The 20,108-nt window shown below is 51.8% G+C and carries 17 protein-coding genes and 1 riboswitch; of the genes, 7 read left to right on the forward strand and 10 right to left on the reverse strand.

The genetic code is table 11. From position 1 onward, the window contains the following. Positions 1 to 13: 13 nt before the first annotated feature. Positions 14 to 1,639 carry a sodium-dependent transporter gene (locus tag NXT00_RS04775; RefSeq protein ID WP_259078183.1) on the reverse strand — a complete coding sequence of 542 codons (1,626 nt, stop codon included), beginning with the start codon at positions 1,637 to 1,639 and terminating at the stop codon, positions 14 to 16. A 271-nt stretch (positions 1,640 to 1,910) separates the two neighbouring features. Between NXT00_RS04775 and ychF the strand changes: the two genes are divergently transcribed. After that, positions 1,911 to 2,993, forward strand: a complete 1,083-nt coding sequence (ychF, locus tag NXT00_RS04780; RefSeq protein ID WP_259078181.1) for a redox-regulated ATPase YchF — start codon at positions 1,911 to 1,913, stop codon at positions 2,991 to 2,993. A 445-nt stretch (positions 2,994 to 3,438) separates the two neighbouring features. After that, a complete protein-coding gene (locus tag NXT00_RS04785) occupies positions 3,439 to 4,299 on the forward strand; it encodes an SDR family NAD(P)-dependent oxidoreductase (protein WP_259158291.1) in 861 nt (286 codons plus the stop codon). Positions 4,300 to 4,798: 499 nt separating this feature from the next. On the opposite strand, the gene NXT00_RS04790 is transcribed toward NXT00_RS04785, so the two are convergent. Continuing rightward, entirely contained in the window at positions 4,799 to 5,206 is a 408-nt protein-coding gene (locus NXT00_RS04790; RefSeq protein ID WP_259158294.1) for a hypothetical protein, read from the reverse strand. Between the two features lie 79 nt (positions 5,207 to 5,285). On the opposite strand from NXT00_RS04790, the gene NXT00_RS04795 reads away from it, so the two are divergent. Then, positions 5,286 to 6,140, forward strand: a complete 855-nt coding sequence (locus NXT00_RS04795; protein WP_259158296.1) for an alpha/beta hydrolase — start codon at positions 5,286 to 5,288, stop codon at positions 6,138 to 6,140. 57 nt (positions 6,141 to 6,197) lie between these two features. Beyond that, a complete protein-coding gene (gene phoU, locus NXT00_RS04800) occupies positions 6,198 to 6,926 on the forward strand; it encodes a phosphate signaling complex protein PhoU (RefSeq protein ID WP_259158297.1) in 729 nt (242 codons plus the stop codon). Positions 6,927 to 6,996: 70 nt separating this feature from the next. Here the strand turns inward: phoU and pstB are convergent, their stop codons facing one another. The 4 genes from pstB to pstS form a co-directional block, all read right to left on the reverse strand. After that, entirely contained in the window at positions 6,997 to 7,773 is a 777-nt protein-coding gene (pstB, locus tag NXT00_RS04805) for a phosphate ABC transporter ATP-binding protein PstB (RefSeq protein ID WP_259078166.1), read from the reverse strand. Between the two features lie 36 nt (positions 7,774 to 7,809). Continuing rightward, on the reverse strand, positions 7,810 to 8,709 hold the full coding sequence (gene pstA, locus NXT00_RS04810; RefSeq protein ID WP_259078165.1) for a phosphate ABC transporter permease PstA: 900 nt from the start codon (positions 8,707 to 8,709) through the stop codon (positions 7,810 to 7,812). Positions 8,710 to 8,726: 17 nt separating this feature from the next. After that, complete coding sequence (pstC, locus tag NXT00_RS04815) at positions 8,727 to 9,719, reverse strand: phosphate ABC transporter permease subunit PstC (protein WP_259158366.1); 993 nt, start codon at positions 9,717 to 9,719, stop codon at positions 8,727 to 8,729. A 118-nt stretch (positions 9,720 to 9,837) separates the two neighbouring features. Continuing rightward, complete coding sequence (gene pstS, locus NXT00_RS04820) at positions 9,838 to 10,956, reverse strand: phosphate ABC transporter substrate-binding protein PstS (RefSeq protein ID WP_259078164.1); 1,119 nt, start codon at positions 10,954 to 10,956, stop codon at positions 9,838 to 9,840. Between the two features lie 1,605 nt (positions 10,957 to 12,561). On the opposite strand from pstS, the gene NXT00_RS04825 reads away from it, so the two are divergent. Both NXT00_RS04825 and NXT00_RS04830 read left to right on the forward strand, forming a co-directional pair. Further along, positions 12,562 to 12,723, forward strand: coding sequence for a hypothetical protein (locus NXT00_RS04825; protein WP_259158299.1), 162 nt, complete (start codon positions 12,562 to 12,564; stop codon positions 12,721 to 12,723). A gap of 18 nt (positions 12,724 to 12,741) precedes the next feature. Beyond that, positions 12,742 to 13,305: a hypothetical protein gene (locus tag NXT00_RS04830; RefSeq protein WP_259078159.1), complete on the forward strand. Its 564-nt coding sequence runs from the start codon at positions 12,742 to 12,744 to the stop codon at positions 13,303 to 13,305. Between the two features lie 33 nt (positions 13,306 to 13,338). Here the strand turns inward: NXT00_RS04830 and NXT00_RS04835 are convergent, their stop codons facing one another. From NXT00_RS04835 to NXT00_RS04845, 3 genes are all read right to left on the reverse strand, one after another. Further along, positions 13,339 to 14,472, reverse strand: coding sequence for a hypothetical protein (locus NXT00_RS04835; RefSeq protein WP_259078156.1), 1,134 nt, complete (start codon positions 14,470 to 14,472; stop codon positions 13,339 to 13,341). Between the two features lie 78 nt (positions 14,473 to 14,550). Beyond that, on the reverse strand, positions 14,551 to 17,097 hold the full coding sequence (locus NXT00_RS04840) for a fibronectin type III domain-containing protein (protein ID WP_259158301.1): 2,547 nt from the start codon (positions 17,095 to 17,097) through the stop codon (positions 14,551 to 14,553). Positions 17,098 to 17,161: 64 nt separating this feature from the next. After that, complete coding sequence (locus NXT00_RS04845; RefSeq protein ID WP_259078153.1) at positions 17,162 to 18,109, reverse strand: DUF808 domain-containing protein; 948 nt, start codon at positions 18,107 to 18,109, stop codon at positions 17,162 to 17,164. 159 nt (positions 18,110 to 18,268) lie between these two features. Beyond that, positions 18,269 to 18,385: riboswitch (TPP riboswitch) on the forward strand. On the opposite strand from NXT00_RS04845, the gene NXT00_RS04850 reads away from it, so the two are divergent. After that, a complete protein-coding gene (locus NXT00_RS04850; RefSeq protein ID WP_259078151.1) occupies positions 18,385 to 18,966 on the forward strand; it encodes an ECF transporter S component in 582 nt (193 codons plus the stop codon). (Overlaps the previous riboswitch by 1 nt.) A gap of 10 nt (positions 18,967 to 18,976) precedes the next feature. Here the strand turns inward: NXT00_RS04850 and NXT00_RS04855 are convergent, their stop codons facing one another. Continuing rightward, positions 18,977 to 20,104 carry a chloride channel protein gene (locus NXT00_RS04855; protein ID WP_259078148.1) on the reverse strand — a complete coding sequence of 376 codons (1,128 nt, stop codon included), beginning with the start codon at positions 20,102 to 20,104 and terminating at the stop codon, positions 18,977 to 18,979. Positions 20,105 to 20,108 lie beyond the last annotated feature (4 nt).

The following is a 20,108-nucleotide window of genomic DNA, read 5'->3' on the forward strand; positions in this document are numbered from 1 at the left end:
TCAGCACTCCTTTCTATTTGTACTGTTCGATTGCAAAACCAGCCACGCGGGATTCACGGGGATCGAATTGTTTGGGGATCTGCGGAATGCGGTTGAGTTCTGGTGCAATTCCGAAATCTGAGCCTGGAGGGCCGTCGAGTGGGAGCTTGCTGGGCCAGGTGATAAAGCTCATTGCTATTGATGCCACAAATATGAAACCTAAAACGCCCCAGCCGTAGAGAGCCACCTGAATAGTCGTATAACCGCCATATGGTTCCTTAATGAGATCAAGGAGCTCTTTGGCCAGAGTATAGCTCAAAACAATCGCGGTGAGATTTACGATGCTGATTCGCCAAAGGACACCAACTTTAAAGGATGAAACCACATTGAGGTGTGCTGAAACTTCGTCGATTCGCCGCAGGATCCAGTCGTAGCACACGATGATAATCAGCGCGATGAGGACGATGCCAATATTATTGGTGAATTTATCCATAATGTCGAGGTGGATTAAGCCACCGGTGGTGGAGAAAAGCAGCACCGACAACGTGGCCATGACGATGCCAACGCTGAGAGCGGCACGCTTACGTGGCATATTGAGCTTATCTTTGACTGCAGAAACAACAACCTCGAAAAGAGAGAAGAGGGAAGTGAATCCAGCGATGGTTAGAGATCCGAAGAAAAGTACCCCAAACAGACCACCCAAAGGCATCTCATTGATAATGGTGGGGAAGGCAATGAAGGCCAAGCCGATACCACCCGAGGCCGTATCTTCAACGGAAACACCTTGCTGCACAGCCATAAATCCCAATGCAGCAAATACTCCGATGCCGGCAAGCACTTCGAATGAAGAGTTGGCAAAGGCTGTAACCAAGCCGGTACCCGTTAGATTGGTACGAGGCTTGAGGTAGGAGGAGTACGTGAGCATAATGCCGAAGGAAACCGAGAGAGAGAAGAAGATCTGCCCATAGGCGGCGATCCACACGCTGGCGTCTCCAAGGGCTTCCCACTGAGGAGTGAAGAAGGTGTTGAGGCCGTTAGAAGCCCCGTCTAAGAAGAGAGCCCGCACGACCACAACGATGAAAAGGACCGTGAGTAGTGGCATGAAGATCTTAGAGATGCGGCCGATTCCTGAATCGACTCCCATGGCAAGCACAATAATGGCGGCGATCCATACGAAGGCGAGTGCGATGACGATTTCTCCGACATAGTCGAAGGAGAATGTCGCAGAGGCATCCATGCGAAGGAATGACTCGAAGAAATAGGTATTCGGATCATCTCCCCAGACGCGGTTGAAGGACTTCACCGTGTAGAGGCCGGCCCACGCGATAATGGCGGCATAATAAATCGTGATGAAAAAGCAAATTCCTACTTGGATCCATCCGATTGGCTCGCTCCACTTTTTGATGCGCCTGAACACCAGAGGTGCGGAGCCGCGGTAGCGGTGGCCGAGGGCATAGTCGAGGAAAAGGAGGGGAATACCCGCGGTAAGTAGCGCGATGATATAGGGGACAAGGAATGCCCCACCGCCATTTTCGAATGCTACGTAGGGAAACCGCCAAATATTACCCAGTCCAACGGCTGAGCCAATCGCAGCCAGGATGAACACCCAGCGTGTGGAGAAGGTCTCCCTCCTTTGGCTGGTATCTACTTCTGTTGCCATGAGAAGAACGCCTTTCTGTGGTAGTGATCATTACCGCTGGTGGCGGCAACGACTGTGAAGCAAAAAAGAAGTGTCCCTCGCGCTTTTTGAACAGCCCTAAGGGTGCATACCTTTTTTAATAATCAAGAAAACAGTCCTTGCAGAAAGGTTTTCTATCGGTAGAAAGAAACTCTAGCGCAGCGATTTTAGAAAATAGGAATTACTATCCCATATAGTGGGATATGGGGGTGTGGTATGGGGTTATTTTTCTCAGGTGATACCATTAGCAATCGTGAGCTTAACTTTAGGAATTGTAGGACTGCCCAACGTGGGTAAGTCGACGCTATTTAATGCCCTGACCCGCAACGATGTTCTGGCTGCGAATTATCCCTTTGCAACTATCGAGCCCAATATCGGATTGGTTGAATTGCCAGATGAGCGTCTGAAGCGCCTCGCCGAAATTTTCGGATCCGAGCGCATCTTGCCCGCTACCGTTTCCTTTGTTGACATTGCTGGCATTGTCAAGGGAGCTTCTGAAGGCGAAGGAATGGGGAATGCATTCTTAGCCAATATCCGCGAAGCCGACGCTATCTGCCAGGTTGTGCGCGCTTTTGCCGATGATAACGTCATCCATGTCGACGGCAAGGTCGACCCGTCTTCGGATATTGACGTTATTAATACTGAACTCATCTTGGCGGACCTGCAGACTATCGAAAAGGCCTTGCCACGCCTGGAAAAAGAAGCCAAGAAAAATAAAGATTTGGCCGACCATGTGGCAGCTACCAAAACCGCGCAAAGCATCCTCGAAGATGGGCGTACCCTGTTTAGTGCCTCTAAAGCCGGCGAGGTTGATCTAGCTTTGGTCCGTGATCTGCATCTCATGACGGCAAAGCCGTTTCTCTACGTCTTCAACTCCGATGAGGACGTTCTGAGCAATGATAAGCGCAAAGAAGAACTACGAGCCATGGTAGCCCCAGCAGATTGTGTTTTCTTGGATGCTAAAACAGAAACCGACCTGCTTGAACTCGATGACGATGAAGCTTTAGAGCTACTCGAGTCCGTTGGGCAGACCGAGCCGGGCTTACACTCTTTAGCCAAGGCAGGTTTCGCCACCCTTGGGCTGCAAACTTATCTTACTGCGGGCCCCAAGGAATCGCGTGCGTGGACCATCCATAGGGGGGACACAGCTCCCAAGGCTGCCGGTGTCATTCACTCCGACTTCGAGCGTGGCTTTATTAAAGCCGAGGTCGTTTCCTTCGATGACCTCGATGCAGCGGGGTCTATGGTTGAAGCACGTGCTCGGGGGAAGGTTCGCATCGAGGGCAAAGAATACATCATGGCTGATGGTGACGTCGTGGAGTTTCGCCACTCCTAGAAACACCCAGGCTTGAGACCTTTTATAACAATTAGTGCATATTATGGTGCCAGCAGCTCATCCGTGGGGATAATGTCTAGCCGGCATAGCGCACCTGCCTGCTCCAGGCGTTAGGAAGCGCCGTTTAATGACATCAACAGTCTATGGTTTTTAAGCTGAGTAATTGACTGTCCCGGTGTTTGTGTTCTCCTAACGGGTTCGTGGATGGGTGAGTGGTGTACTATCAACGCGGTTCCTCGTAGACAAGCGGTAGCCTCCGCCAATAGATCCCAGTGCGGAGGAATGACGCGTTATTTTAAGTCTTCAGTGCTAGCTGCGGTCAGAGTCCTCAGACCTCCGCTTCCGGCTTTTTAGTATGATTTCACAGAGTGGTTCGAACCTATGCTGCCACGGAGAAGGGCAATGACGGGTACCGTTGGTCATAAACCTAGCTTAAGGAACCACTATGAAAAATCGTGTTCAACCAATTGAACTACCCGATCAAACCGGCAGTACCTGGCTGGTCACCGGCGCCACAAATGGAGTGGGACAAGAAGTGGCACGGGCGGCACGCAAAGCCGGAGCGCGTTTAATTATCACCGCCCGGGATCGTGGTCGCGGCCTGGCGGCACAGAGAGAGCTTGATGCCATCCGCCTCATAAATCTTGATTTAGCTGATCTCGAAAGTATCCGAGCGGCTGCTGCCTCTGTGGATGAGCCTATTGACGTGCTAATCAACTGCGCTGGTGTGGTTACTCCCAAAAGAGAAGAGACTGTCGACGGTTTTGAAATGATGATGGGGACGAATTTTCTCGGCCCCTTCGCGTTTACCAACCTCATCGCTGGGCACGTTAAACGCCGGGTTGTCATCGTGGGCTCGGAAGCCCATCAAAAAGCTCGGCTCGATTTAGGTGATCTGCAATTTACCAACGGGTGGTGGCCTTTAGCCGCCTATAGCCGATCGAAATTGGCGGATATGCTTTGGGGTTTGGAGCTTTCTCGCCGATTGGGCCCCGTTGATATAACTGTAGCTCACCCTGGGTGGGCAATGACCAATCTGCAAAATGCTTTCTCGGCTCCTGTTAACGCCGCGATTACTGCGGTTACAAGCCTTGTCGCCCAATCTGCGGCTGATGGGGCGCAATCGGTCTTATGGGCAGCCGTCGCAGATATACCCTCGGGGAGCTATGTTGGCCCAGACGGTTTCGGGGCACTGCGAGGTAACCCCACCCTAATCGGACGGGCCGCCCTGGCCTCAGATCCCTATCTATCCCGTAAATTATGGGATAGTGCTGTTGAACTTACAGCTACCGACCTCCCCTCCTAATAGAGAACCGGAGGTCGCGCCGGAATCCCTCGGCCGCGCGGTTTACAATGCGGTGTCGTCGAAGATTTGCAGAGGCTAGACCATATGTGCCAAGCTTTTCGGCTTTTCAGCATAGCCGCATTGCGCTTCTCATTGCCGTGCGGACTGAGGGGAATGTTACTGCTTCGGCCAGCTCTGACCCACGTAAAAGAAGGTCGATCTGCGGTGCACTAGACCAGTGGTCACCTCACTGTCGGATGCTGAGAGATGCGTACACGACCGCTCTGAGGCCTTGTTTAGACTGATAATTGTCACCGCACTAGACGGGTCAGGATTCTACTGCTTCGGGGTCTAAGCCGAGCTTATTATATTTAACCAGGTTGAGGCATAGCCCCTTTAGGTAACCTCGCCGCATAGTGGTCCGTAGCTTCGGCGAATCTGAGCTCCCGCTTGGCCCCTTTGATAACCGGCAGAAGGCCAAGACTTATATCGTTGACGGATAGGGGGGCTTGTGCACAACTTAAACGCGATCTCTCCTGCCAAACCAGTTACCGGCGTAGAGAGCCGCGAGAACAAATATGGGCTGGAAGAACAGGCGAGCAAGCCGTTTGGCATCGGTGTCGAGTCCGAAAGCATCGATACTGCCGGTGTATTGAGAAAGATTGCCAGTAAAGACCGCGATTAAAAAGACTATGAGCGCGGCGGTTATGGGGCGCCGGTACCGTGGTAAAGCAATGAGCAGAGCGCCAAAACCGATCTCAATAATCCCGGACCCAACAACTACGGGATCTGCTGGAAAAGGTACCCACGGTGGAACCAGAGCTTGAAATTCTTCGCGTGCAAACGTGAGGTGCGCGACGCCGGCGAAAGCCATAAATCCACCCAGGGATAGTCGGGTGAGATGTTGGCCAAATTCAGAGATGTGCATGAACTAATTATAGGCGACAATCCATCCAGGGCTATACCCCTTCGGGGGGTGGTAACCAGACACCTGATAGAATAGTGATATGGAAAATACAACATTCACACTCCCCACGCGTGACGGTCTGTCATTATTTGGGTACATATGGCTTCCCGAAGTGGCCCCAAAGGCGATTGTGCAGATACAGCATGGTCTTGCCGAGCATGCAGGGCGCTACGAGCGATTCGCTCGAGCCCTCACTTCTGAGGGTTATGCGGTCTATGCGGCTGATGCTCGCGGTTCAGGTAAAAGCGCCGCCGGAGAATACGGTGACTTTGGACCGGACGGCTGGTCTGGATGGGTCGACGATGTCTTTCGATTGACTACGTTTATCAAGCAGTCTCACCCCGGACTTCCGCTGATTATCTTCGGGCATTCCATGGGTTCTTTTGCTACCCAGCAATTCCTCCTCGACCATTCTGAGTTAGCGGACGCAGTGATATTAAGCGGTACAACTGATGCTGCCGGGATCGTCTCCGCCCTTACTTCCGGTGGAGAGGCGGATCTTGCGGCCTTCAACGCACCCTTCGAGCACCGCACCGGTTTTGAGTGGCTGTCACGAGATCCCGCCGAGGTTGATGCCTATGTGGCGGACCCGGCGAACGGTTGGTCAGCGCCTCCCCCCAAGGGGATCGAACACCTAGCGGTCGCATCTGAGGTCGAGCGGGTACAGGCTATCAAAAAAACGCTGCCTATCCTCGTCATTAGCGGAGATCACGATCCGGTCGCCGGCTCTCAGGCCCTAGGTCCGCAAGCTGTTGCCGCACGTTACCAGCACGTAGGCCTCAATGATGTCGAATTGAAACTGTACCCTGAGGCACGCCACGAGATCCTTAATGAAATTAATCGCGACGAAGTCACGGCCGATATTATCGATTTTATCTCTCGCCATAATCTCTAAATTTTTGGGCTAAATTACCCGTGCATCTAGGGAAAGCATCACGTAGACTTAGGGCTTATGCGTACTGTTTACAGAGAGAAAATTCGCAATTTATCCCATGATATGATTCTCATGTGCGATCAGATTAATCATATGATTCGCGCAGCTACACAAGCACTTATTCACAACGATCTAGAGAAGGCTCAAGATGTGAAGAGATCCGCAGTGGATCTTGAGCAACTGAGAATCTCTTGTGAGAATACTTCCTTCGAACTACTTGCGAGGGAAGCGCCGGTGGCCCGAGATCTACGCCAGGTGGTCTCGGGCATTTATATCTGCCAAGACTTGGCTCGCATGGGTGCACTGAGTAGCCATATTGCAGGGATCGCGCTAAGAGCTCAGCCTCAAGCGGCCATCGATGAGACTATGGCGCCCTATTTCGAGGAGATAGGGCGGTTGTGCGATGAAATGACCCAGTCCACGCACGAAGTTCTCGTTTCACGTGATGCAGATCGAGCCGTGCAGATGGGGCGTGACGATCAAGCTATTGATGATATCTACGAGAGTATAAATCGAATTATCTCCAGCGGTGATCGAGAGCTCGGACACAGGCAGATAGTAAATATGACTCAACTGAGTCGGTACTACGAGCGCTTCGGAGATCACTGTGTATCGGTGGGTGCACGAATGGTTTATATGGCGACCGGATACAAGCTTGAGGAGTATTTGGATATGCGTGATCTTGATGAGAAAGAAAGGGTATTGCAGGCACGCTTCCGTAATATTGCTAGTACATTTGATGACTAGTTAGAGGATATTTGTAGAAAGTTAAATGCTCTCATTCCGTCATAAGAATGAGAGCATTTATTTATTCGTTTTAACCGAAGCGTCCGGTGATATAATCTTCGGTTTCTTTTTGCGTTGGTTTTTCAAAGAGTTGCTTAGTTTCGCCAACTTCTACTAAACGTCCAGGCTTTCCCGTTGCTTCGAGAGAGAAGAAAGCGGTTTGGTCCGAGACGCGTGCTGCCTGCTGCATATTGTGGGTGACGATCACGATTGTAAACTGCTCTTTAAGCTCATGAATGAGATCCTCAACTGCCAGGGTCGATATAGGGTCGAGGGCGGAGCATGGCTCATCCATGAGCAGCACCTCGGGTTCGACAGCTATGGCGCGCGCGATACACAGGCGCTGTTGTTGCCCACCCGAAAGTCCAGAGCCAGGCTTATCCAGGCGATCTTTGACTTCGTCCCATAGGTTGGCACCTCTGAGTGATTTTTCGGCTACTTCCTTCAAGCGTGCCTTGTTCTTAACCCCTGATAGCCGCAGTCCTGCGACCACATTGTCTTCGATTGACATAGTGGGAAATGGATTCGGTCGCTGGAAAACCATACCAATAGTATTTCGGACTGAGACGGGATCGACCTGAGGGGCGTATATATTCTCGCCGTCAAGAAGCACTTCGCCCGTTACGTAGGCGCCAGGGATGACTTCATGCATCCGGTTCAACGAGCGCAGTACTGTTGACTTACCACAGCCGGAAGGGCCGATAAAAGCGGTAACTGACTGCGGGGGAACATGGAGATTAACATTTTGGACAGCGTGAAAGTCACCGTAAAAAATGTCAACATCTTTGAGATCTAGGCGCTTAGCCATAGAGAGACAACCTTCCTTGAGAAATATAGTGTGTGGCTAAGCCTTGACAGAAAAGCGGCTAGCTATAATGCGTGCAACGATATTGATCGTGGCAATGATGAGAACCAGGGTGAGAGCGGCGCCCCACATATTTTGTACCGACGCTCCCGTGTTACCAGCTCCATATTCGCCCAAAATATAGAGCGGGAGAGAGGATTGAGAAGAACCAAAGGGGTTGTATTTAATGATGCGGGACGCCGCAACCAGGATGAGCATGGGAGCTGATTCGCCCATGACGCGAGCTATAGCAAGCATGACGCCCGTAACAATTCCAGACAATGCAGTTGGGAGAACGATCTTTACAATAGTTTTCCATTTAGGAACTCCGAGAGCATAAGACGCTTCACGCAACTCATTAGGTACTACTCGCAGCATTTCCTCGGTATTGCGAATCACGATGGGCAGCATGAGGAGAACTAAAGCCAGCGATACGGCAAATCCCGAACGGTTCATGCCAAACATCACGACCCACATGGAGTAGATAAACAGGGAAGCAATAATTGATGGCACACCAGAAAGAATGTCCACCATAAAAGTTGTCATCTTGCCCAGTCGCGAATTCCCAGCGTATTCCACGAGGTATATAGCCACAAAAATTCCAAGCGGTACCGTCATAATTGCGGTCACGAGAGCCTGGACTATCGTGCCTATGATGGCGTGGGCTACGCCGCCAGAAGCTGAGCCAAGGGTTACGCCCATTTGGGAGCGAGTCCACCATTGGGTGCTCAGCAGACTTGGGGTACCGCGCACGATGAGTTCGAATAAAACCCACATCAGCGGTATAAGTGCGAGAACCATACTGGTGTATATCACCGTCGTGGCAACCTTATCTGCGAATTTACGGCTGCCTTTGATTTCTGTAAAAACCACCGATGGGGTGGAAGTTGAGGTAGTCATAGTATTCTCAGCACTCCTTAGTACTTCTTCTTGGCAGCCATACGGGCGGCGGTGTTGACCACGAAGGTGAGGACGAACAGCACGAGCCCTGCTGACATATAGGCGCCCGCTTTGAGATTATCGTTGAACTCAGGTGCAGCATTGGCAATTAAGGTGGCGAAGGTAGCTCCACCATCGAAAAGTGAGCCATTGAAATCTGCTGACGGAGACATCACCATATAGAGCGCCATAGTTTCACCCAGCGCTCGCCCAAGGCCGAGCATGGAGCCTGATATAAAGCCCGATTTGCCGAAGGGGAACACTGCTAGCCGCACAGTTTCCCAGCGGGTTGCGCCTAAAGCCAAGGCTGCCTCAATATTCCCTCGCGGCGTTTGTACGAAAACCTCTCGGGTTGTCGCTGCGATCACAGGCAAAATCATAATCGCCAGGACGATGCCGCCGGTGAAAATATTGCGTCCGGTATCAAAGGAGGGCGAGTTGGGATAGACGGCAAATAATGGTATGAAGCTGAGGCGGGTACTAAGACTTTCGTAGAAGGATCCTAGAGCTGGCCCGAGAGCCATAAAACCCCACAGACCGTACACAATGGACGGTACTGCTGCCAAAAGATCTACCAGGAACCCTAAGGGGCGCACTAGACGCTTAGGGGCGTAGGACGTGAGGAATATTGCAATTCCCAGCGCCACAGGCATGGCGAGCAAGAGTGCCACGAGGGACACCATGACGGTGACGAGGAAGAGATTGGGGATCCCAAAGTGCATAGCGCTGACATCACTGAGATCCCAACGCTGATTGAATAAGAAGAAATTTTCCTCATTACGGGCTAAGGATGGAACAGCCCGCAGCATGAGAAAAATTCCGATGGCAAAAATAGTCAACGAGACCAATATCGAGGAACCGTTGGAGAGGATCTGAAATACGCGGTCGCCAGGTCGGATGACTGAAGATCTTGGGGCTGGCTCGGCAGGATCCTGCTGTGGGGGAGCGATCTGCGCAGCCGAAGTTTTCATCGAGATGGATTTTTCTTGAGTAGAAGTCGAAAGGGGCATAGGTGCTTTCCTTGATATGAACTGATCTGCCCGGTGCGGACACGATAGTCCGCACCGGGAATTCAGTCTGGGGGAACAGCTATTGGATAGCCTCTACGGCAGCTGCGAGCTTGGTCTTGAATTCTCCCTGAACCGGGATATAGCCCGCGTCTTCCAGCGCTTGGCCCTGACCTTGGTCAAGCACGACAGTGAGGAAGTTCTTTACAAGGTCGCGATCGTGTGATTGATCGTCGGGGTATGTGGAGCAGACGATCTCGTAGGTGGTGAGCACCAGCGGATAGGCGCCAGGTTCGTTCATAGCGAAGAGGGTCTTCGCATCGACAACCATATCGTGGCCGTCACCCTTGAACTCCACGGAGTCGAGTGCCTTACCGACAGTGTCCTTGTTGAGTTCTACTGCTCCGGAGCCGAAGTCCATCTTCGCCACTCCCAAGTTTTTGGATTTTGCGTAGCCTGATTCCACATAGGTGATGGCACCTTCGACAGCCGAAACCTCATCAGTTACACCCGAGGACTTATTGGCACCTTGGCCAACTCCTTGCGGGAATTGCTTAGAAGGCTCGTGAGGCCATGCAGCATCCGCGGTGGCGCTTAAGAATTTCATGAAGTTGTCGGAGGTACCAGACTCGTCGGCGCGGAAGACGACCGTAATACCGGTGTCAGGAAGGGCGACGTCTGGGTTAAGTGCAGCAATTTTAGGGTCGTTCCACTTGGTTATGGCTCCATCGAAGATTTCTGCAACTAAGGTAGGCGAAAGTGTTATATCGACTCCTGGAAGGTTGTAGGCAATGGCTACCGGCCCGATGGCCATAGGCAGGTGCCAGGCGTCGTTGCCACCGCAACGGGTGCGAGCTTCTTCAATTTGGTTGATGCCTTTTTTATTGTCTTGGAGTGGCGAATCAGAGCCGGCGAAAGCCACCACGCTAGCCAAGAACTGTTTTTGACCTGCGCCGGACCCCGTCGGGTTGTAGGAGAGAGCGGAACCGGTGGCCTCAAAGAGTGGAGCCCACACACGCATGGCATTGTCCTGTGAAGAGGCGCCCTCGCCTTTGAGCTCCCCTGTGGTTTCGTTAAGACCCTGCACCTGAACTGCATCCTCGCCGCCTGCTCCGCCTTCGGAGCAAGCAGTTAAGCCAAGGCTTGCTGCGAGAGAAGCAGTGGCGATAATAAGAGCCTTGCGGCGTGTAGTAGAGAACAAAACAACCTCCGATAAGAGTGGATGACATTTATGCAACGATGATCGTCGTTCGGGGCTATCGGCTGGGTTTTGTCGATCGGAAAACACGGGTGGACTGCCAGCTCAAGGCAGATATAGACCTTAAGCTGAGACCTAGCTAAGAAAACGTTGGTCTCTTCCAATGGTTAAAACAAACAAAAATTTGATTATCCACTATAAAAGCGGTAGTGTCAGGAGTAGTCAGGATCTTTTAGCAATGCTGGTAGCGACTTAAAGCCCGCGCTATTACTTGGCGGTATAGCGGGAAATGAAAGATAAGTCGCGGACAGGTCTGCGAAAAGGGTCTGAACTTCTGCTGATGCTACTTGTCCTCTAGTGATGTCCAATCGACCTTGGCGGGTGTGATAGCTGAACATCCTCAGGCTAGCACAGCTTAAATCAGCTAAGCCGGGGGTAGAGCCCCTGGCTTTGCTTTGTGCCCGAGTGGAGCTGCTAATCCATATAAGATGCGGTCTCTGTGAGAGGGCTCACTTTAAGAGTTAGCTAAGATTTCCCAACCTTTATTGAGTTGATCCGTACTGCTTAAATATGTGTTGAGCTGTAAATTTCCCCCTTTCGGCTATGTGGCTTGGAAAAGTAGACGGGCTTAGTGGAATAACGAGGCTAAAACAACCAACACTGTAAAATTGTGATATATATTACTTTTTTGAGTGGGGGTGGAAAATTATCTCCTAACCCACCGATTTATAGGTAGCCCCACGAGTGCCCAAGCCTACGCAAGCAGATCTAATACGCCTCGAATGAAGCGTAGTTCCATCAAGAGTGCCGCCGATTCTGGAAAAAGTACTTACACAAGCTCTGCCCCCTTACTCAAGGGTACCTATACGTGCCTCCAAGCCGTGTGTGCAATGGCACGAATTTTCCCTTACCTCCACCAAGTCTTCTTTAAGGGGGCACAACGAAGAGGGAAGCACAATCACATCAGAATTTTCGCACAACCTCATATTTCTATGTCGAACGCCCCGCGCATTGCGGCAGCTCGCTGATCCCGGAAAGCGATACGCGCGGGTGCCAACCGTATGCTGCCAGTGTGAACAGGTGTGCAGGCAATTTCCGGAGTCGGAGAAACGGTCTCTAGTGTGAAACCCCTAGTATGAGAGCCTTTGAGTTAAAACCTCAGGGTGAAAACAAGACCTCCTGCTTCGAGTATGCCCGAATGAAGAGCTATTGCCGGGGAGTGCCCGCGGCCATAACGGGGTGCACTTTAATACCTCGGTATCTTCACTTCGCAACCTAATAGTCGTGGAGGCAGCCGGTGTCTTTCCTGGAGGTGCCAGCTCATGAAAAAAGTTATGGGAATTGCAGAACAATACGATCACTGACCCGATCTCAGAGAAATCCGCAAAATATATGGTGAGATCCAGACCGGACACAGACTTTTACCCTTGCGCAGTCCATCTGGCTACCCAAGGATTAGTGCCCTCCAGGCGCCCCTCATGGTTCGCGAATGGCTAAAAGCGACCTCATCACATTCCACCAGCTCTGCAGACAATCAAACTCTTCAAAGCTAACAAGATAGTGGAATGGCATATTGTAAAAGACGAAAGATCACAATTAAGGAGACCAATGTTCACTGAGCTACTACACAATCGATCAAGTGTGCGCGCCTTTCGTAACGAGCCAGTTGAGGACAAAGACATTGATATTATCCTCTCCGCAATGAGTAATACCGCGTCGAGCAACTTTGGTATGCGCGCCTGTATGATCCGTATCTCCTCACAAGAGTAGAAGAGTGAAATTGCTGCTATGTCCGGTCAAGCTTTTATTGCTCAGTCACCGGAGCTGTGGATTTTTATTGCAGATGATTGCCGCAATCGTGAGATTGCCGAAAGTTTCGATGTAAAAATCCCCCAGGAGCGCCTCGATGTCGGTATTTTCCTCCAAGCTATGACCGATGCTTTACTGATGGCGCAAACCGCAGCGATCGCTATTGAATCGCTTGATATGGGCAGCGTCTTCCTCGGTAGTATTCTCAACGATCCCCGCAAAATTATCGAGATATGTCAGCTTCCCCCTCGAACCATGCCCGTTGTGGGATTGGCGTGGGGCCCATATGATCACCGCGAGGTTAAAAAACCCAAGCTAGGTCCGCAACTAAGGGTGTTCCACGATGCTTATACGCTAGCGGAAGACTATGGAGAACATCTCAGTGCTTTCAACGAGCTGGTCGAGCAGTACTATGCGCAGCGGTCGGGCCCGAGAGTGACGACGACTTTCTTTGAGCATATTACGCACATTTCTAGCACCTACAAACCGCAGCGCAACCAGTATTTTAAGATCGCTGAGGAAAGAGGATTTAGACTGCTATAAGAAAACCCCAGTACTAAGACTGGGGTGAAGAGTTTAGATCCGGATGCCGGCGTGCGGAGCAAACCAGCTAGCCACCGCTGCAAATAATCCAATGACAGCGGAGATAATAGCGACCACTATTCCAATTGTGGAATCTTTTTGGAGCTTGTCGTATTTCTTTTGCAACTGGGAAAGATCTTGGGTGTTTTTGCCGTCGAACTCCTGGCGCAGCTTCTCCAGGTCCGCCTTAGCCTCATTGAGTTTCTGCTGCGCTTGATTGCGATCATTCACAGCATTATTGAAGCGCTCTTGAGCTAGATCGAGATCTCTTTTCGCCCTATTGAGCTTGAGCTCGTTGTCGCGCAGGATGCGGTTGTATTCCGCCGCACTAGGAAGATCGCTCCCGAAGTGGTTTCCCATTACCTCCTTCAACGTCGCTTTTTGGAGCAGCAGGTTATCCGCCGAGGGGAAGTAATGATCGAAACCCTCAGCCTTGGTGCGCTGCGGAATCTGTTGATTAAAGTCGGCGCGGTGAATAATCGACATCACTGCGGGAGCGCCACTGGCACTCACTAAGTTAAAAGCACCTACTGCTTGGCCTACATAGCCTTTCCCTGGTACCCACGCTGGACCACCCGAGTCGCCGCCTTTGGTACCAAGATCGGCAGCGTAGGCTAAGTGATCGTCAATATGTAGCACTTTGCTGCAGAAAACATGGTCGAAAGTCGTGGCTCCAAATCGACAAATGTCGTCGCCCACGCTCGGTTGGTAATAGCGATCACCAGAGAATTTATTGCTTCCTGGAGTCACCTTATCGGAGAGATCAATATAGGCAATATCGTGGAAGAAGTAGTCGGCAGTTAATTTTCTTCGTTCGAGTTCGGACACCCGCGGATCGATCGTTGGATCCACGTCGTAGGGATGTTTTATCACGCCAATTTCGGTTCCAGTTGACGTGAAAACGAAAGAGTTATCTCTGGCGCAGTGACCTGCAGTCCAGATGCGCCGATTCTCTCTATCAACGAAGCCAACCGTGCAGGTGAATGTGGAGGGTCCCTCCTGGAGTTTAATGGCATCGCCCTGATTGATGATGGGCTTCGAGGCGGACACTTCTTGGGTGTGAGCAATTCCGGTGCTGAGCAGGGAGAAAGAGACAACAACTGATGCCAGTGCTCGAGAAAATCGCATGGAGGATACTTCCTTAAGGGACGAAAGATAAAGCGCGTCGCGCTTGGCGACGCGCTTTATAGGAACAGGTCGGATATGTTAGGGCAGCCGTAGGAAACCTTTGACAGTCTGAATGATCTGAGGGAAGAAATTGATCACAGCACCAATGATTGCTGCCAATGCAGTCAACGATCCGATGACACTAGCCGCAATAATCCCTGGGCTCGACCCTTCGGAGTTGTCGTCTGGGGTAGGTTCCGGAGCCGGTTGAGGATCGGGCTTCGGTGTGGGGGTAGGCGAAACTTCTGGATCCGGGGTTGCAGCAGAGCCGAAATCGACGGGAAGTGGGGTGCTGGAATCCAGGCTACGGTCAGTCTGGGAAAGCGCATGGGCTGCGAAGGTGTTGACCATATACGGAGCATCGCTTGAGGTTAGAACACCCTTTGGAATGATGAGATCAACGGTGAAACGTCCATCGCGCAATTGATCGACAGAAATATGTTGCGCTGTAATTTCGCCCTTGCGGTGAGCGGGAGTGCCTGGACGCCATGCGTTTTGGGGCTGGATTGTGACGTAGACGCCTTTAGCGGTGCCGTCGCCATAGAATCCAGAGCCATTTACGCGCACTACATTGTCCATGGTCGGATCAAGCGGCCGCTGATCGAAACTAATCTGTGGATTGGCTACCTCGGTTCCTTCGGTGCTCAATAGCTGCGTTGCACGGTACTTATCGCCCTTTTGGGTGCGTACGCGGTATTTCTTTCCTGGTTCTAGGGTGCCAGCCGATATGCGCAACTCATAGTTCAACTCGCCACCAGACACTGGAGCTGTGACTTTTAGCAGCGAGGTAGTGCCCTCGAGGTCAAGCACCTCAACATCGACCGAGTCCGTCTCAAAATAGCCACTGCCGTTAAGCCTGATCGTAGTGTCACGGGTGGCATTGATGCGATTATTAGAAAGCAGGAATTCAGGAGTGAATTCGATGGCCTTCTCAGTGATCTGGTGAGAATTAGAGACAGCACTGGCGGCGGAATCACCAGCAGCACTTTCGGCAATGATTGTTGCGGTCCAGGTGCCCTGGGTGAAACCATTGAATTCGAGCAAGGAATCTAATGGCTCAGCAGTCTTGGTGACTGTCTTAGTTCCATCGGTGAAGATGATACGGTATCCAGTAATCTTGGCCTGTCCAGCTTCACGGGGCCCATCGATCCAGCTGATCTTTAAAGATCCAGCTGCTCTCCCGTCACCGAGGATGACGCTCTGCACCGCACTAGGAACTGTTTTAACCTTAGAGCTGGCAATCTCTACTTCTGTCGATCGAGCTTCAGGCGAGTAAATCGCTTGGCCAGAAGAATCGCTCTGAATATTGCTGACTACCTTGGCGTAATAGCGACCGGCCTTGAGGCCTTCAAAAGAGGTCGACGTAATATTTTTACCCCGCGAGATGCTCTTGACCAATTCATTGGTCTCGGCGTTAAAGAGTTTGACTACGTATTCTCTAACGCGGTGATCCCTAGCAGGAGCCCATGAGACAGAAACTGAAGCATCCGAGGCTTCCGCGGTGACGTTGGTGACGGGTAGGGGGGTGAAAATGATCTCAATGGCTCGGTCAAGTCGCCGATCATTACGGAAATTCTCCGCAGTAATGCCGACAATATAACGGTCGCCCTTGGAGATATCGAAAGTATCGGCAGGAATTGTGATCTGTTTGGTGAACGTCCCATTCGTGATATCACTGGCTGACATCTTATAACTGAGTTGAGTGTCATCCTCGGTCAGCCAGGGGCGATATCCTGGCTCCCACTGCTTGGTATTCCACACCACCACATAGAAGCCTTTTTCCACAGCGCCGCCGGTTAGACCACTGCCGCTTAAAACAAAGGTGTTCTCTTTGGTGGGATCAATCAGTGGGGGGTTGAGGTTAAGGGATATATCACCTGGGTCAGCTGTGACAGTGATGCTATCGCTGGATTTGGCCGGCTCAGAGTCGCCAATTTCGTTATGGACCGCCACTGAGGCTGTATATGTGGTATTAAGTTTCAGGCCACCGATTTCAATTTCGTTAAGCTCGCCGTCAGCTTTGGCGGTGATCACTTGAGAGCCATCGTTCGGGATCAGTGTGACCATGCTGTGTTCCACTCGAGCGCCGCCATTGGAAGTCCGTGACCACCAGACACGCGCTTTGGAGCCCTTGAGGAGTTCAATCTGCGGCTCATTGGGCTTCTGGGGCACCGTGATGTCGTGCGAAACCGTAAACTCCTCGGAGAAAATCGGGGTATCGGCGCCCGGGTTATTGGTCAAGGGCTCAACCTTCACCCTGTACGTGCCGGCAGGAACTTCCGTAAACACAGTCTGAGTGAATACACCGTGCTTGGGGGAAACAACTTCGCCAGATTTCGAAGGTAGAACGATAGTCGCGGTATAGCCTTTGGCCCCTGGGATAGCGTCCCAAAACACGCGGACAACTGGACCGTCAGCGAGCACGCGGGGGAGGCTTGCCTCGGGGGTTTCATTACTATCGCTTGGGCTTTCCACTGTGCTTTCGCTGGGAACTGCCTGAACTGCCTGGGCTACGGGCAGAGTGAAAAGGAGGCTGGAAGCGGTGGTTCCAGCGATAATGGCGCGACGCCATCCGACTGCAGACATAGATAAACCTTCCGACAGGACTATTTCAAATATAGGCTAGCCTACGCTCGTCTTTGAGAATTCACTAATTTCCAGATAAGCGCGGATTTGCGGAGTCCTTGGGAGGGTTGATGACTCTCTTGGAAGCCTTAAAAATTCCGACGATCAGCGTGCCTGCTACGAGACCGACAACCAAGGAAAAGAATGTATCGGTCAACCATGATACAAACCCACCCCATGCCAAGGCTTGATGGCTTAAGTGGTGGACAAAATCAATTGGAGCTGACCATCCTAGGTCAGAAAAGCCCGCAAGCAGGATATGTCCTCCAACCCACAGCATGGCGAACAGGCCCACGACAGAAATGATGTCGAGTACCTTGGGCATCCCCGCGACTAGCGCCCGGCCAGTGCGTTGGGCAAAAAGAGAATCCCTAGTCATGAGGCTAAGGCCGAGATCATCCATCTTCACAAGGAGGCTCACCGACCCGTAGACGCCGACGGTAACAGCAAGCGCTACGACTACGAGAATGGCTGCTTCTTTCCAGAGAGGTTGATCTGCGACCTCATTCAAACTAATGACCATAATTTCCGCTGAAAGGATGAGATCTGTGGTAATTGCACCGCGAACAAGAGCCTTTTCATCCTTGAGTGCGGCCTTTTCTTGATGATGCTCATGACCACTGATCATCTCTAGAAATTTCTCTGCTCCCTCAAAGCAAAGATAAAAACCACCGAGCATTAGAATGGGTACGAGGAGCCATGGCGCTAAGGTATTCAAGATCAGGGCGATCGGTAAAATAACAATGAGTTTGTTAAATAGCGACCCCTTGGTGATTCGCCAGATTATGGGAAGCTCCCTGGCAGGGCTGACACCCTCCACGAAGCGCGGAGTAACAGCGGTGTCGTCGATGACAAGACCTGCCGCCTTGGCGGAGGTCTTGGCTGCCGAGGCAGCAATATCATCCACACTCGAGGCGGCAGTTTTTGCGATGAGTGCGATATCGTCGAGAAGTGCAGCGAGTCCGCCAGCCATAAAATTGTCCTTATATATATGGGATTTGTGGTACTTACGTGGTTACTATAGCGAATCTAACTGCGCGGGCGGGTGGGGGTAGAGATAAGGTTGGCCACTTCTGATGAGTAGTCTTCATCGGTTTTATCCGTTAGTATCACTAGCTGTACGCCATAATAATGAGCGTATCCCGGGTGCTCTTTTCCGCCGCCAAACGGAGGAAGAGGTGCTGAGATCAAACCGATTGAACCTGATCTGTGTGTAATGCCAGCGTTAGGGAGAAAGAGAGACTAACCATGCTTAATTGGCGTGTTATTGATATTGTCATCGCGGCCGTTCTAGGTGTCGCAACTGGACTCATCTTCTGGGTCTGGAATTCCATCGGTTATGCCTGGTACGAGGCTGCCAACGCACTGACCCCTGGTTTCGGCGGAATTTCCGTGGGTATCTGGTTGATGGGTGGTGTCCTCGGTGGGTTGATCATTCGTAAGCCAGGCGCTGCGATTTTCGTTGAGGTACTGGCTGCCTGTGTATCTGCCGGCCTAGGTAACCAGTGGGGAATCGAGACCGTCTATTCGGGTCTCGCCCAAGGCATCGGAGCAGAACTCATCTTTGCCGCTTTTGTGTATAAGCGATTCGGCCTAGGGGTAGCTGCACTATCGGGTATTGGTGCGGCAGTTGGAGCCTTTATTCTAGAACTTTTCCTATCCGGAAACCTTGCCAAGACCTTCGAGTTCAACCTCATTTATTTGGCGTCCATGTCCGTTTCGGGTGCCATTCTCGCGGGCGTTCTGTCCTTCTATCTGGTCAAGGCCCTTGCTGCTACCGGAGCGCTGGATCGTTTCGCTGCAGGACGCGAACGCCAGAATCTCGTCTAGCTGTCCGCCATTAGCTGCTCCGATCCGGGGGAGTGGCTGATCTCGGAGGTCGGGCATATCGCTTCTTAGCGAAGGTTCCTACTGTCACTACAGTAAGGGCACTGAGTGTTATCACTGCGGAGAGTGCTAGTGAAGGTCGACTTAGTTCCAGTACAAAAATAGCCGCGAAAATCCAGCTCTGCTGGCTTATTGCCAAGGCGCAGAAAGCGCCGAATAGGGCCAAAGCCACAGGGCTGGTATTCCACAATGAGGCGGTCATAGCGCCCCCGGCAGCGCCCAAGGCTAAAGCGGGAGTGAGCACTCCGCCCCGAGCGCCCGACGATAGCATTGCTAGCGTTAGTGCAAGTTTGGCGATAATTAATATCAGAGCATATGTGGGGTCGAGACCGAGTAAGGCTTGTTCCACAATGAGCTGCCCGTTACCGGTTACCGGGGGAATATAGGTTGCTGTTATCCACACAGTTGCGCAAGCTAGTGGGATGCTCAGGAGCGTGATGGAGCTGGTGGCACGGAGTGACCTCGAGCCTAATTCACGCAATAACAATCCCAGCGTCATAGCCATCAGTGCGGTGAAAAGATATGCTCCCAGGTCTTCGGTGCTGATTGGAGATTCGGTAACTGAATAGATGGTTCCTACATCAAGAACTAGCCACGAGGTTAGGGTGGCTACGCCAGCCATCAGAGCGCATACCAGAAAATTCCGCACGGTTCGGGTTATAGGGAGCAACAAAAACGCGTAGAGTGCTCCAGCTAGTGGCACATTGTAGACTGCTGCCAAACCACCTCCAGCGGCGCCAGCGATGACGACCCTGTCCATACGTGAGCTCAGCGCGGCTGCTACCTGCCGAGGCGCCTGTTCGCGACCCAATGACGCACCGAGACCAACAAGAAGGAGTTGCATGGTCGCATCGATAAGAGTGGGCACTACTGGCAGCGGCCCTCCAGTAGTTATCGCTGAAGCTACACTAATACTCCAACGGCGGCTGATCATCAGCCACGCACCCGCCGCCACCACCCCGGCGGGAAGAAGCAAGATCGGGTTAAGGCACGCGATATTCTCGATGAGGAGGCTGGTGGCCGCTCCAACCAAACCAGCGGTAACTCCGAAGAAAAGCGCAGATAGTAAAAGTGAGAACATCCTT

The sequence above is a fragment of the Corynebacterium sp. ES2715-CONJ3 genome (genome assembly GCF_024814365.1).
Classification (GTDB): Bacteria; Actinomycetota; Actinomycetes; order Mycobacteriales; family Mycobacteriaceae; genus Corynebacterium.